The organism is Kitasatospora sp. NPDC001527, from assembly GCF_040298605.1.
Classification (GTDB): domain Bacteria; phylum Actinomycetota; class Actinomycetes; order Streptomycetales; family Streptomycetaceae; genus Kitasatospora.
On the sequence record NZ_JBEPAM010000033.1, the window covers coordinates 1 to 13,071 of the forward strand.

Annotated in this window: 14 protein-coding genes; 5 read left to right on the top strand and 9 right to left on the bottom strand. The window is 74.8% G+C overall.

Annotation, left to right across the window (positions count from 1 at the left end; translation table 11 throughout):
- Window positions 1-94: 94 nt before the first annotated feature.
- Together ABT238_RS25660 and ABT238_RS25665 are read right to left on the bottom strand one after the other, a co-directional pair.
- On the bottom strand, window positions 95-1,141 hold the full coding sequence (locus ABT238_RS25660; protein WP_502884317.1) for an isopenicillin N synthase family dioxygenase: 1,047 nt from the start codon (window positions 1,139-1,141) through the stop codon (window positions 95-97).
- A 311-nt stretch (window positions 1,142-1,452) separates the two neighbouring features.
- Window positions 1,453-2,217, bottom strand: coding sequence for a MerR family transcriptional regulator (locus ABT238_RS25665; protein ID WP_350568597.1), 765 nt, complete (start codon window positions 2,215-2,217; stop codon window positions 1,453-1,455).
- Between the two features lie 139 nt (window positions 2,218-2,356).
- Between ABT238_RS25665 and ABT238_RS25670 the strand changes: the two genes are divergently transcribed.
- On the top strand, window positions 2,357-2,803 hold the full coding sequence (locus ABT238_RS25670; RefSeq protein ID WP_350568596.1) for an SgcJ/EcaC family oxidoreductase: 447 nt from the start codon (window positions 2,357-2,359) through the stop codon (window positions 2,801-2,803).
- 7 nt (window positions 2,804-2,810) lie between these two features.
- On the opposite strand, the gene ABT238_RS25675 is transcribed toward ABT238_RS25670, so the two are convergent.
- From ABT238_RS25675 to ABT238_RS25685, 3 genes are all read right to left on the bottom strand, one after another.
- A complete protein-coding gene (locus ABT238_RS25675; protein WP_350568595.1) occupies window positions 2,811-3,830 on the bottom strand; it encodes an acetamidase/formamidase family protein in 1,020 nt (339 codons plus the stop codon).
- Complete coding sequence (locus ABT238_RS25680) at window positions 3,827-5,284, bottom strand: APC family permease (protein ID WP_350793295.1); 1,458 nt, start codon at window positions 5,282-5,284, stop codon at window positions 3,827-3,829. The genes ABT238_RS25675 and ABT238_RS25680 overlap by 4 nt, the downstream gene beginning before the upstream one ends.
- Before the next feature lie 196 nt (window positions 5,285-5,480).
- Window positions 5,481-6,596: an ABC transporter substrate-binding protein gene (locus ABT238_RS25685; protein ID WP_350568592.1), complete on the bottom strand. Its 1,116-nt coding sequence runs from the start codon at window positions 6,594-6,596 to the stop codon at window positions 5,481-5,483.
- A gap of 94 nt (window positions 6,597-6,690) precedes the next feature.
- Between ABT238_RS25685 and ABT238_RS25690 the strand changes: the two genes are divergently transcribed.
- On the top strand, window positions 6,691-7,131 hold the full coding sequence (locus ABT238_RS25690; RefSeq protein ID WP_350568590.1) for a MarR family winged helix-turn-helix transcriptional regulator: 441 nt from the start codon (window positions 6,691-6,693) through the stop codon (window positions 7,129-7,131).
- A 69-nt stretch (window positions 7,132-7,200) separates the two neighbouring features.
- Here the strand turns inward: ABT238_RS25690 and ABT238_RS25695 are convergent, their stop codons facing one another.
- A complete protein-coding gene (locus ABT238_RS25695) occupies window positions 7,201-7,764 on the bottom strand; it encodes a hypothetical protein (protein WP_350568588.1) in 564 nt (187 codons plus the stop codon).
- Window positions 7,765-7,932: 168 nt separating this feature from the next.
- Complete coding sequence (locus ABT238_RS25700) at window positions 7,933-8,868, bottom strand: oxygenase MpaB family protein (protein ID WP_350568587.1); 936 nt, start codon at window positions 8,866-8,868, stop codon at window positions 7,933-7,935.
- A 183-nt stretch (window positions 8,869-9,051) separates the two neighbouring features.
- Here ABT238_RS25700 and ABT238_RS25705 point away from each other — a divergent pair, with 183 nt between their 5' ends.
- On the top strand, window positions 9,052-9,453 hold the full coding sequence (locus ABT238_RS25705; RefSeq protein WP_350793348.1) for a YciI family protein: 402 nt from the start codon (window positions 9,052-9,054) through the stop codon (window positions 9,451-9,453).
- A gap of 103 nt (window positions 9,454-9,556) precedes the next feature.
- Window positions 9,557-10,411, top strand: coding sequence for a class I SAM-dependent methyltransferase (locus ABT238_RS25710; RefSeq protein WP_350568584.1), 855 nt, complete (start codon window positions 9,557-9,559; stop codon window positions 10,409-10,411).
- A 229-nt stretch (window positions 10,412-10,640) separates the two neighbouring features.
- Here ABT238_RS25710 and ABT238_RS25715 read toward each other — a convergent pair whose 3' ends face one another.
- Window positions 10,641-11,054, bottom strand: a complete 414-nt coding sequence (locus tag ABT238_RS25715; RefSeq protein WP_350568583.1) for a DUF3224 domain-containing protein — start codon at window positions 11,052-11,054, stop codon at window positions 10,641-10,643.
- Window positions 11,055-11,170: 116 nt separating this feature from the next.
- Between ABT238_RS25715 and ABT238_RS25720 the strand changes: the two genes are divergently transcribed.
- The gene (locus ABT238_RS25720; protein WP_350793385.1) at window positions 11,171-12,148 is read left to right on the top strand and encodes a helix-turn-helix transcriptional regulator; all 978 of its coding nucleotides are present in this window, start codon (window positions 11,171-11,173) and stop codon (window positions 12,146-12,148) included.
- Here ABT238_RS25720 and ABT238_RS25725 read toward each other — a convergent pair.
- Window positions 12,139-12,774, bottom strand: coding sequence for a DinB family protein (locus tag ABT238_RS25725; RefSeq protein WP_350568581.1), 636 nt, complete (start codon window positions 12,772-12,774; stop codon window positions 12,139-12,141). The genes ABT238_RS25720 and ABT238_RS25725 overlap by 10 nt on opposite strands.
- Between the last annotated feature and the right edge of the window lie 297 nt (window positions 12,775-13,071).

Consider the following 13,071-nt stretch of genomic DNA (forward strand, 5'->3'; position numbering starts at 1 on the left):
AGATCGAACCGCGCGGCCCCATCGAGACCGAAGCAGCCCGCCGCCTCGCCGACGACCTCAAGAACGAGTGATCACCCGATTACCCAACACTTTCTCAGGCGGCGAGGTCGGGGTGGTGGCGGCGGGTGACCTCGGGGTGGGCGCGGGTGTAGCCCTTCCACTCGTTGAAGCCGAAATCGGCGTGGAGGGGGTTGGCCGGGTCCTGGGTGACGCCGGGGGCGTGGTGGGCGAGCGGGAAGTCCAGCGGCTCGATGTGGGCGTCCAGGCGGGGGTTGTAGAAGAACGGGACGGAGAAGCGCTCGCGGGCGCCGGGCGGGCTGACCACGCGGTGGCTGGTGGCCTTGAGGTAACCGTCGGTGGCGACCTCCAGCAGTTCGCCGAGGTTGACGACGAAGGCTCCCTCCAGCGGCGGCACGTCCAGGAAGGAGCCGTCCGGGCGCTGCACCTGGAGGCCGCCGACGGTGTCCTGGAGGAGCAGGGTGATGAAGCCGTAGTCCTTGTGCGCGCCGACGCCCTGGGCGGCGCCGTCGGGTGCGGTGCCGGGGTAGCGGACCAGCTTGAGCCGCAGGTGGGGGTGGCCGGCGAAGGCGGGGTCGTAGAAGTCGGGGCGGGCGCCGATCGCGGCGAGGAGTTCGTGCAGCAGCGTGCGGGCGACCGCGCCGAGCCGGTCGATCCAGGCCAGGGCGGCGGTGCGCAGCTCCGGGAGCGCGGCGGGCCACTGGTTGGGGCCCTCCAGCCACCAGTACGGGGGCTCGCCGGGGGCGGGCACGTGCGGGGGCAGCTCGGCGCCGATGTCGAGCTGGTCGCGCCAGTCCCGGCTGCCGCCGGTGCGCTCGTCGCCGGTGCGGGTGTAGCCGCGGTAGTGCGGGGAGTGCAGGTTGGCGACGGCGAGGCGCTCGGCCTCGGGGAGGGCGAAGAAAGCCCGCATGGCGCCGGTGAGGGCGGCCGTCTCGGCCGGGGTGACCCCGTGGCCGACGAGCTGGAAGAAGCCGACGCCGGTGGCCGCGGTCCGCAGCTCGTCGTGCAGGCGGGTGCGGTCCGCCGGGCTGCCGCCGGCGAGCGAGAGGTCGATCACCGGAAGGGCGTCGACGCGGGCCCCGGCGGGGCTGGTGGACTGGTGCTGCTGCGTCATGGGTGACATCCGCTGGGTCTCGTCCCGGCCGGCTCCGGTGGTGACCGGGAACGCCGGGGACGCGCCTGGTGCGGCGGGGGTGCCCGGGGCCGGGAGGGGGACACGGCCGCTGCGGGCCGCGCTGAGGGGAGGGGTACGAGGTTCAGCCGGAGCGTCGACAGGACATGCTGGTCACGCGGAGCAGGTCCACGTGGCGGCGGCGAACGAGAAGGGGCACCCCACCAGCCTAGATCACCCGTTCGGATGGTGGCGGCGCCCCCGTTCCCCCTCCCCCTGTTTCCCCCGTTCCGCCCGGGACCCCGTCCCCCGGGCGGAGTCGGTCAGGCCGGCAGCGTCGCCGCGTACGCCTCGATCGCGTCCCGCTGGTAGCCGGCCAGCCCCGGCGCGATCGACTCGTAGGCGGCCCGCCACGGCTCGTTCTCCACGCAGGCCCGCCCCATCGCCCGGAAGTCCGCGGCGGAGACCGGCCGGACGGCGGTGAGCGCGCGGTACTGTCCGGCGATCTCGGCCCGCACCTCCTCGGCGTCGACCGGCAGCCCGGCCGCCATCAGCTCGGCGAGCCTGATCATCAGCGCGGTGCGCTCGCGCTGCCCGGCCTCGACCTCCTCCGGCGTCATCGCCGCCACGGCCCGCCCGGCGGCCTCGGCCAGCTCCGGGAACGCGCGCATGCCCGCCTCGTAGTCGGCGGGCCGGACCCCTTCGAAGAGGTTCTCCGGCCGGTTGATCGCGGTCATCGGCGTACCGTCCTTCCTGGATCGCTCCAGATCGGTGATCGTGCGGGCGACCGTCGCGGCCAGCTCGTCCAGGCGGTCGCGCTCGGTGAGCAGCCGGCGGTGGTGGCCGCGCAGCGCCTCCAGCTCGTCCACCTGGGTGGCCAGGACGCGGCCGATCTCGGACAGCCCCAGGCCGAGCGCCCGCAGCACGAGGATCTGCTGGAGCCGCAGCAGCTCCGGCTCCCCGTAGTAGCGGTGCCCGTTGGCGCCCGTCCGGGCGGGTGGCAGCAGCGCGATCTCGTCGTAGTGCCGCAGCGTCCGGGCCGTCACCCCGGACATCCGGGCGACCTCCTCGATCGGCCAGGCAGCCATCCCGCTCTCCCTCACGTGTCCCACCGGGCCGGTCCGTCCGGCCCTGGTCAGGACGGTAGAGGCTGCCGTTGCGGCAACCGCAAGCCGGAAGGCGTCCGGCCTTGACCTCAAGCCGACTTGAGATTCCATCATGGTCTCCATGAACGCGACCACGAGCGCCACCACGAACGCCCTCATGAACGCCGGTTCCGCCGAGGCCGAGATCGCCGCCATCCAGCAGGTCGTCGCCACCGTGCAGCACGCGCAGGTCAACGAGCTCACCGAGGAGTTCGTCGGCCTGTTCCGGGCCGACGCGATCTGGACCACCGGCCACGGCCTGCTGCTGCGCGGGCGGGAGGAGATCGCCGAGTTCACCCGCAAGGTACTGCCCGGGACCTTCGCGGAGAGCGGCAGCACCGCCACCTACGAGGTGGTGCACGTGCTCTTCCTCCGCCCCGACGTCGCCGCCGTCAAGGTGCGCCAGCGCTACCTCGACGGCGACGGCGGGCAGATCGGGGAGGAGGGCAGCCCGCTGTACGTCATGGCGAAGGAGAACGGCCGGTGGCTGCTCACCGCCAATCAGAACACCGTTGTGCAGGGAACCTGACGCCTCTTCAACGGTCGCGCAGGTAGGTGGCGGCGGTCTCCCGGAGCCGGTCGTGCAGGCCGTCGTACGCCCGGGTGCGGCCCAGGAGGGACTTGGGCAGCTTGGCGGCCATCGTGTAGTTGGTGTCGCAGACGTTGGCCGCCGGGGCCCGGCCGGCCTGGCTGACCAGCTGGTAGGCGTCCAGCAGGTCCAGGCCGAGCAACTCGCCGCTCCAGCGGACGAGATCGTGCTGGCTGATCCGGAAGGCGTCCTCCAGCGGCCGGGCCGAGCCGGTGGAGATCAGGTACCGGTCGTTCTCCAGCCGGGGCCAGGCCGGGCCGCCGCCCTTGATGAGGTCGACCACCACGGTGGTGCGCATCGCCGTCTCGACCGCCGTCCCGCACACCTCGCCCTCGCCCTGGCGGGCGTGGCCGTCGCCGATGGCGAGCAGGCCGCCGGGCACGTTGACGCCGAAGTAGGCGGTGGTGCCGGCCCGCATCTCGGGGGTGTCGAGGTTGCCTCCGTGCGCGCCCGGGGTGATCGACATCAGGGTCTCGCCGCCCGCGGGGGCGACGCCGACCGTGCCGTGCATCGGGTCCAGCGGGAGCTCGGCGGTGAAGTCGCTGTTGCGGGCCCGGAACCGGCAGACGCCGGCCGCCGTGTCCAGCTCGTACACCCAGACCCGCTCCTCCAGCGGCGCGTGCAGCATCGCGGTGGTGTGGGTGGCGGTGAGCGCGCCGAAGTGCGGGAAGGTGCTGGAGACGCCCCAGTCGCGGGCCGGGGTGATCTCCACGAAGTGCACGGCCAGGGTGTCGCCGGGCTCGGCGCCGGCCACCGCGATCGGCCCGGTGACCGGGTTGAGGTAGGGGAACTCGCAGACCGCGCTCGGCAGGTCGGCGAAGTCGCGGACCCGGCCGCCGAAGCAGTCCTCGGTGGTCAGCTCGACCACCGTGCCGGGCCGGACGGTCACCAGCGGGGCGCGTCCGCCGAAGGTGTAGGCGTAGTCGTCGGGTGTGGGGTTGAGGGTGACGACGTCGGGCAGGCTCACGGGTTCTCCTTGCGGGCGGGTGCGGCGGGTGCGGCGGGTGCGGCGGGTGCGGGGTCGGGGGTGGCGTCGGTGGCCACCGCGGCCAGGTTCGGGCGGCGGCCGGAGGCCAGCAGCCCGGCCAGGACGAGCCCGCCGATCGCCAGCCAGACGAAGCCGAGCCGCTGGGCGGCGATGTCGGCGTTCACGACCACGTACGCCAGGATGGCGAAGCCGAGGACCGGGGCGATCAGATGGCGCCACCAGTCGCGGCTGCGGCGGCGGAACACGTAGTGCACCACCACGGACACGTGCAGGACGAGGAAGGTGGTCAGCGCGCCGAAGTTGACCAGCGTGGACAGCAGCGTGATGCCGTCCTCGCGCGAGGCGGTGTAGAGGCCGAGCACGAGCGAGACGCCGGCCGTCAGCAGGGTGGCGTTCACCGGGACGCGGTGGCGCGGGTGGACCTTGGCGAGGAACGCGGGCAGCTGCCGGTCGCGGGCCATCGCGAACAGCAGCCGCGAGGTGGCCGCCTGGGCGACCAGCGAGTTGGCGAAGCCCCAGGCCACGGCGGTCGCGGCGGCGGTCACCGTGGCGAGCCAGCCGCCGGCGGCGACGCGCGCCGCGTCGTAGAAGGCGGTGCCGTCCGGGTCGCCGTCGGCGACCAGCGCGTCCGGGTCCGGGACGAGCAGCGAGGCGATCCAGGTCTGCGCGATGAACAGCGAGCCGGCCAGCAGCAGCGCGGCGATCATCGAGCGGCCGATGGCCTCGGCGGAGTCCCGGTTTTCCTCGGAGAGGGTGGAGATGCCGTCGAAGCCGAGGAAGCTCAGCACCGCCACCGAGACCGCGCCGAACACCAGGCTCCAGGAGAAGGTCTGGGAGTTGTAGACCGGTGTGAAGTCGAAGCCGCGGCCCTTGCCGGAGGCCAGCGCCGCCAGGCCGAAGCCGACGAACACCAGCAGCACGACGAGTTCGCCGATCAGCATGGCCTTGTTGACCTTCGAGGTCATCTCCACGCCGAGGTAGTTGACGGCGGTGTTCAGCAGCACGAAGCCGACCAGCCACAGCCAGACCGGCACCGCCGGCACCAGCGAGTTCATCGCCACGCCGGCGATCAGGTAGAGCAGGCCGGGGACGAGCACGTAGTCCAGCAGGATCATCCAGCCGGACAGGAAGCCGACCGGCGCCGCGATGCCGCGTCCGGCGTAGGTGTACACCGAGCCGGCCATCGGGAAGGCGCGGGACATCTGCGCGTAGGAGAGCGCGGTGAACATCATCGCGACCATGCCGAGCGCGTAGGCCAGGGCGACCATGCCGCCCGAGCCCTGGAAGACGCTGCCGAAGATGCCGAAGGGGGCGATCGGCACCATGAAGACCAGGCCGTAGACCAGCAGGTCGGTGAAGCGCAGACTGCGGCGCAGTTCCTGTTCGTAGCCGTAGCTCTCGATGCCGGCGGGGGAGGCGGGTGCTTCGGACATGTGGGGGCTCTCTTCCGTGACGACCCGTGGCGGGGCGACCCGAGGTGGTGGGGAGACCCTAGAGGCAGTTATTTCCAAATGGAAGGGTATTGGGGAGTGTCGTCCACATGGCGGGCGCCCCTGCGCCCCTGCGCCCCTGCACCCCTGTGCCCCGCGCGCCCGTGCCCCGGCACCCCGCGCACGCCACGGGCGCGCGCTACGACAGGACCGTGAACCCCAGCCCCTCCGCCCGCGCCAGGTGCACCCCGTCGCGGGCCGGCCCCAGCGGCGCCCGCGCCCACGCCCGCCGCACCGCCGCGCCGTCCCCGCGCAGCAGCCGCGCCGCCGCCCGGCCCAGCCCGCCGTCGGCGACCAGCTCCCCGCGCGCCGCCAGCGCCGCCAGCAGGTGCAGCCCGTCGTACAACCCGACCGCGTAGGCGTCCAGCACCGGCGCGTACGGTCCGAACACCGCCCGGTGCCGCTCCGCCAGCCGCACCCGCCGCTCCTCCGGGAGGGAGGCGAACGAGGGCATCGCGGCGTACAGCGTGCCGGTGCCGTCCCCGCCGTACGCCAGCAGGCTGTTCTCCTCCAGCGCGCCGGACAGCCGCACCAGCCGGCGGTCCAGTCCGCTGCGCCGCAGCGCCCGCTTGAACCGCACCAGGTCGGCGCCGATCAGGCTCAGCAGCAGCGCGTCCGCCCGCTCCGCGCGCAGCGCGTCCAGCAGCGGCTCCAGCGCCCGCTCCGCCGTCCCGAACGGCAGGTACCGCTCCAGCACCACCCGCGCCCCGGCCCGGACCACCGCCGCCCCGGCCGCGCGGTGCACGGAGTGCGGCCAGATGTAGTCGTTGCCGACCAGCGCCCACCGCCGCAGCCGGTGCCGCTCGGTGAGCCGCTCCACCACCCCCTCCAGCTGGCGCGCCGGGGTCGCCCCGGTGCAGAGCACTCCCGGCAGCCGGTTGCCGCCCTCGTGCGGCGGCGTGAACACGTACGCGGTCCGCCCGGTGGTCACCGCCTCCACGGCCCGGTGCACGTCGCTGGAGTGACAGCCGGCCACCGCGTCCACCGCCCCGGCGTCCAGCAGCAGCGCCACCTCCCGGGCCACCGCCGCCGGGGCGCCGCCGCCGTCCACCAGTACCAGCTCCAGCGGCAGCCCGCGCACGCCGCCGCCCGCGTTCACCTCGTGCGCGGCCAGCAGGGCGCCGTCCAGCGCCGACGGCCCGGTGAGGCCGAGCGGCCCGGACTGCGGCACGACCAGGCCCACCCGCAGCGCGGGCGCCTCCCGGGGGAGGAACCGCGCGTCGAGCGGCTCCAGCAGCTTCACGTCGGCGCTCATCGCTTGCGAGTATCGTCATGGCAGCCGATCCGGCCAAACGAGGGCGGAACGACCGGAACCACCGGGACCACTGACGGGGAAACGAGACACGGCCATGACACCACCAGCCACCACCGCCCCGGACGCCGTCGCCACCGACCAGCCCCTGCTGATCGAGCTCCTCACCGTCGCCCAGCGCCGCCTCGCCCGTGACCTCGCCGCCCGCCTGGAGGCCGAGGGCTGCACCCTGGACCAGTGGCGCGTCATGCGCGCGCTCACCGAGGGCACCGGCCGCTCGATGGGCGACCTCGCGCAGGCCCTGCTCATCCCGCAGGCCAGCCTCAGCCGCATCGTCGACGCCCTCACCGAGGCCGGCTGGGTCTACCGCCGCCAGGACGAGCAGGACCGCCGCCGCGTCACCGCCCACCTCTCCCGGCTCGGCCACACCCGCCTCGCCCGCCTCGACGCCCTGGCCGCCGCCCACGACGCCGCCGTCCGCACCGCGTGCGGCAGCCACGACCCCGGCCCGCTGCTGCGCCACCTCACCGGGGTGTAGCTCCCGCCCCGGGAGCGCCGGGGGGCCGCCACCGGTGGTGACCGGTGACGGGCCCCCGGGGCCGCGGCGTCAGTCCACCGTGCGGCCCGCCCGCGCGGAGTCCATGAACACCTGATCGGTCGGGCCGCCCGGTCCGACCAGGACGAGGAACAGGCTCCCGTTGGGCGTCTCGGTGTCGACGTACTCCTCGTACGCCACCGCCGGGTCGAAGGTCCACCCCAGTTCGTCGGTCCGCGACGTGAGGATCGGGGGGAGTCCGGCGTCGTTGGTCTCCCTCTCCCGCCCCGGCGTCCAGTGCAGCGGGCGGGCGACGTCCGCCCGCTGTGCCTTGAGGAAGTCCTGGACACAGTCGTGCGGCGCCCGGAACCTCAGGGCGAGCCTCTCCTCCCCCCGCCTCGCCGTGCCCGCGAACCGGAGGTCCTCGACCCGGCAGTCCGGAAGCACGAGCCCGAAGGCGTTCAGCACGGGTTCCAGCTTCCTGGCACCGGGACTTCCCGGGGGTGCCGGCTGGTCGGCGCCGGTCGATGAACAGCCCCCGAGCACCGCCACGGCGAGTACGGCCACCGCGGCGCCCGCGAGCGCGCGCCGCACCGCCCGCCGAACCCCGTCCGGCCCCGCCCCGGCCGGGCGCACGGCCGCTCCTCGGCCCGGCGCCCGCCCCCACCTGCTCTTCTCCTGCCGCATGCCACCTCGATGTCGCCCGGCCGGCGCGCGATCCGCGCCGGCTCCGGGGCGGGTGATCCGCCCTGTGCGCCTTCGCACGACTGCGTATACGAAGGAATGGGGGTGGCCGGTTGCACCTCAGCCGCGGTCGCGGCCCCCGTCCGCGGCCGCCGGGGGGTGCGGGAACGGGCAGCCGCCGGAGGAGGGCCGGGCGCCGTCCTTCTCCTCGAAGGTGCCCAGGTCGCTGATCCGATAGCCGTACGGGTACCCGGGGTAGCTGCGCACCTGCCAGCCGTCCCGTCCCAGGTGCGGCCGCCGGCGCGGGGGCAGCAGCCGCACGAAGCGCCCGCGCATCCGCATCCCCGCGCGCACGGCGTGCCGCAGCGCGGCCGGCGGGGCCGGGTAGCCGAAGGCCTCGCGCAGCGGGTCGTCGAGCAGGCAGACCGAGGAGAACCGCATCGACGGCCGCAGCGGCACCGGGTACCAGGAGGCCATCAGGCCGAGCGTGGCGTCGGAGACCGCCCGGCTGCCCGGGTCGAAGGCGAAGTGCTCGCGCTCGTAGTCGTCGAGCAGCCGCTCGAACTCCTCGTAGGTCTCCGGGATTCCGCCGATGCCCATGTGCCGGCCCAGCTCGCGGTAGTAGTTGACGCCCGCCCGGATCTCGTGCGGGGAGAGGCGGCGCCAGCCGTAGTCGTCCATCCAGCGCTTGGGTGTCACCACGAAGGTGGCGAGCACGTACCGGAAGTCGTCGTTCGGGATGTCGTACCGGCGGTGCATCTGGTTCATCCGGCGGATCGCCTCGCGCCCCCGGGAGGAGTCGAAGCCGTGCTCGACCACCGCCTCCAGGATCAGCAGGGTGTCGTCGTAGCGCTTCTGCGTGCGCCGGGTGAACTCGCCGGTCCGCGCCAGCAGCCGGCCGATGCTCGGGACGGCGTAGGTGCGGTAGAGCGCGAAGCCGAGCGACTGGGTGTAGTCCCAGGGGAACTCGTACCAACTGCTGATCCGGTAGATCTCGGTGAACTCGGTCTCCGGGTCCATGCGCTGAATCTTCTTCAGCCAGTCGTATCGCTGCACGGATCCCGACCCTAGGGGCCTGTTCAGCGCCCGGTCAACGGCCTCGCTCCCAGGAGCCGGGCGGGGGAGCCGCTACCGTCTCCTCCCGGAATCCCGCCCGCCGGGATGCCGAAGGGATGTCGAGAACGCGCGGCGAGCTCCGACCCTCCGGTGAGAGCCCGCGGACGAACGAGGAGCGGAACGATGAAGTACATGCTGCTGATGCAGTTCAGCGCGAAGGACGTCGACGTCCCGAAGGTCGAGGAGTGGCCGGTCGAGGACGTCCGGATCCACGTGCGGTACATGCGGGACCTGAACGCCGAGCTCACCGCGACCGGCGAACTCGTCGACGCCCAGGGCCTGGACCGGCCGGACACCGCCCGGATCGTGCGCTCGCACGGCGACGGCGCGCCGGTGGTCTCCGACGGCCCGTTCGCGGAGACCAAGGAGTGGCTGGCCGGCTGGTGGATCGTCGACTGCGACGGCGAGCCGCGCGCCGTCGAGATCGCGGCCAGGGTCTCCGCCGCCCCCGGCCCGCGGGGCAGGCCGCTCGACATGCCGGTCGAGGTGCGCCGGATCATGTCCGAGTCGCCCGTCGAGGTCTGAGGGCACCCGCGGCCCGCGGCGGACCCGCCCGCCGCGGGCCGTCGGCTGTCCGCCGACAGCGATCGGCCGACTGCGTCCGGCGCCGGTGGGCAGGTACGCGGTCATGACCGCCTCCTCCATCAGCCCCACCGGTCCCACCGGCCCCGCCCTCCCGGACTTCTCCGGCGATGTGGCCGCCTTCTACGCCGAGTACCGCCGCGGCTACCCGCCCGCCGTCCTCGACGCCCTCGACCGCACCTTCGGCCTGGACGCCCACTCCGGCATCGGCGACCTCGCGCTCGACCTGGGCTGCGGCACCGGCCGGCTCGCCCTCCCGCTCGCCGCCCGAGTCCGGAGCGTCATCGGCATGGACCCGGAACCGGACATGCTCCGCCAGGCCCGCGCCGCCGCCGACCGGGCGGGTGTGCGCAACGCCCTGTGGCTGCTCGGCACCGACACCGACGTCCCCGCCCTCGCGGCCCTGCTGCCCGGCGACCGGCCGCTCGGCGTCACCGTGATCGGCAACGCCCTGCACTGGATGCGGCCCGCGGAGCTGTTCGGCGCCCTGCACCCGCTCACCCGCCCGGGCGGCGGCGTCGCCGTGATCGCCAACGGCGCGCCGGTCTGGGCCCAGGACACCGACTGGTCGCGCGCCCTGCGCGCCGCGCTGGAGGAGCACTTCGGCCGCCCGGTCACCGCCTCCTGCGGCACCGACACCGCCGAGCGCGAGCGCTACGCCGCCGCGCTGACCGCCGCCGGCTTCACGGACGTGCGGGAGACGGTGATCGCGTACGAGGACGCCCTGACCGCCGATCAGCTCCTGGGCACCCTCTACTCCGCCATCCCCGCCCCCTCCCTCCCCGCCGAGGCCGAGCGACCGGCCTTCGCCGCCCGCCTGCGCGCCGCCCTCCCCGCCCCGCCCACCCCCGCCGGCTACCCGGAACACGTCCGGATCTCCCTCCTCACCGGCCGGCGGTAGCCCGGGCGCCGGTCCGGCTCACCCGGGCAGCGCGGCGGCCTCGCCGACCGCGCGGAAGAGCTGGACCGGCAGCTCCGGATCGGCCTGTCCCACCGCGCGGGCAGGCCACCGGGGCGCCCCCACGGCGCGGTCAGGGCCGCCGCCGCCCGGGCGGGCGCGTCGGGGAGGTCCAGGCCGCCGGCCCCGGCAGGCGGCTCGGACAGCGCCTCCCGCGCTCACCGGCGCCGGCTCAGGCGAGCTCGTAGGCGAAGGTGTAGGGGACGGGCGACTCGCCGGGGCGGTAGAGGTAGCTGCCGGTGCCGCGCAGGCCGGTGAGGGCGCCGGTGGCGGTGCCGGGGACCACCTCGAAGGTGCAGCGGACGGTGCCGTCCTCCTCGAAGGTGCCGCGCTCCTCCACCGTGAAGCCGCCGGCGCGGCCGTCCAGCCGGCCGGTGAGCTGCTGGAGGCCGGTGAAGGTGCCGGTCTTCTCGGTGGCGTAGACGAAGACGTACTCGCAGACGGTCGCCGCCGCCTCGATGCCGCCGGTGAAGGCGTTGACGACGGAGGCCCGGGCCAGCCGGGGCAGGGTCTGCGTCGGCCCGATCGCGGTCTCCGCCCAGTCGGCGTAGCCGAAGCTGCCGGTGACGGTGGTGGAAGTGCTCATGGTCGTCCTTCGGATGGTGCTCGGGGCGGCGGGCGGCGGATGTGCCGCGCGCTCGGTGATCACCCTGCCGCCCGTACCTGACACCTTCTGTCAGGTACGGGCGGCAGAATGGGGGCATGCGCGCCGACCGGCTCCTCGCCCTGCTGCTCCTGCTCCAGAACCGCGGCCGGATGACGGCCGGCGAGCTCGCCGCCGAGCTGGAGGTGTCGGTCCGCACCGTCTACCGGGACGTCGAGGCGCTGGCGGCGTCCGGTGTCCCGGTGACCGCCGACCGCGGGCCCGAGGGCGGCTACCGGCTGATGGACGGCTACCGGACCAGGCTCACCGGGCTCACCGACGCCGAGGCCGACGCGCTGTTCCTCACCGGCGCCCCCGGGCCGGCCCGCGACCTCGGCCTCGGCGCCGTGCTGACCACCGCGCAGCTCAAGCTCCAGGCGGCGCTGCCCGCCGAACTCGCCGACCGCACCCGCCGCGTCCAGGACCGCTTCCACCTGGACGCCCCGGCCTGGTTCCGCGACGCCGACCCGGTCGCCCACCTGGCCCCGGTCGCCCGGGCGGTCTGGGAGCAGCGGGTGCTGGGCGTGCACTACCGCCGCTGGCGCGGCGAGGTGCACCGGGAGCTGCACCCGCTGGGCCTCGTGCTCAAGGGCGGCATCTGGTACCTGGTCGCGCGGGCCGCCGGTGGGTCCGACGACGCCGCCGTCCGCACCTACCGGGTCTCCCGGCTGCTCGCCGTCGAGGTCGCCGACCGCACCTTCGAGCGCCCCGCCGGCTTCGACCTGGCCGCCCACTGGACGGAGACCGCCCGCCGGCTGACCGCCGCCCTCCACCGGCAGACCGCCCGGCTGCGGATCTCCCCGCAGGCCCGCAGGCTGCTGCCGATGCAGTTCGGCGCCGCCGGCGCCCGGGCCCTGGACACCGCGGGCCCGCCCGACGCCGACGGCTGGGTGGAGGTGGAGCTCGCCGTCGAGAGCACGCCGGTGGCCGTCGGTGACCTGCTGCGGCTGGGGCCGGAGGCCGTCGTGCTCGGCCCGCCCGGCCTGCGCGCGGCCGTCGCGGACGCCGCCACCGCCGTCGCCCGCCGCTACGCCTGAACCGGCGCCCGCCTCCCCGCCGGCTCCCCGGCCCGCGCCCGGGCGGCCTCCCGGGCGGCGCGCTCCACGCGGTCCCGGTGCCCGGCCCACCAGGCCGCGTCGCCGGGAGCCGTGTTCTCCCCGCCCCGCCGCTGGCCGGTCGCGCCGTCGACGAGCTCGCGGACGATGTCGGCGTGACCGGCGTGCCGCTGGGTCTCGGCGGTCATGTGGGCGAGGCCGTGGTGCAGCGTCACCTCGGCGCGCCGGCCCCAGGGCACCCGGCCGACCGCGTCCAGCGGCAGTGCGGCGATCGTCGCGTCGGCGTGCGCGCAGGCCGCGCGGTACCGCTCGACGATCTCCTCCCGGCTCTCCTCCGGGGTCGCCCAGAAGTCGGAGTTCGGCTCGGCGTCCCCGACGATCCACGGCCGCGGCGCGTCGAACGGCCGCCCGAAGGTCTCCCCGAAGTACAGGGCCTCCGCCGCCGTCGCGTGCTTGACCAGCCCCAGCAGATTGGTCCCGGTCGGCGTCAGCGGCCGGCGGACGTCGTACTCGGACAGTCCTTCGAGCTTCCACAGCAGGGCGTCCCGGGCGTCCTGCAGATAGGTGAGCAGGTCCTTCTTGAACGCTTCCAGCGTCTCCTCGGTCATGCCGGCCAGTCTGCCGCCGCGGTTCCCGTCCTTCACCGGGTTTTCCCGGCGCGGGAGTTCGCGGGAGTCAGGGCCCGCCCACGGGCGGCAGGCCGTGCCCGCCGAAGACCTTCCTCGTGACGGAGGCGGCGTTCGGGGCCCCGGGAAGCCGCGGTGGTCGCCGCTGCCGGTGCTCACGGGGGTGTCTCCCCTCCCGGTCGTCCGTTCCGCCGAGGCCGTTCGCCGGGGGTGACTCGAAGTCAAGCATCGCCGCCGGAGCCGCTCCGTCCGATCTGAGCAGGGGGAATGCCGATGGTT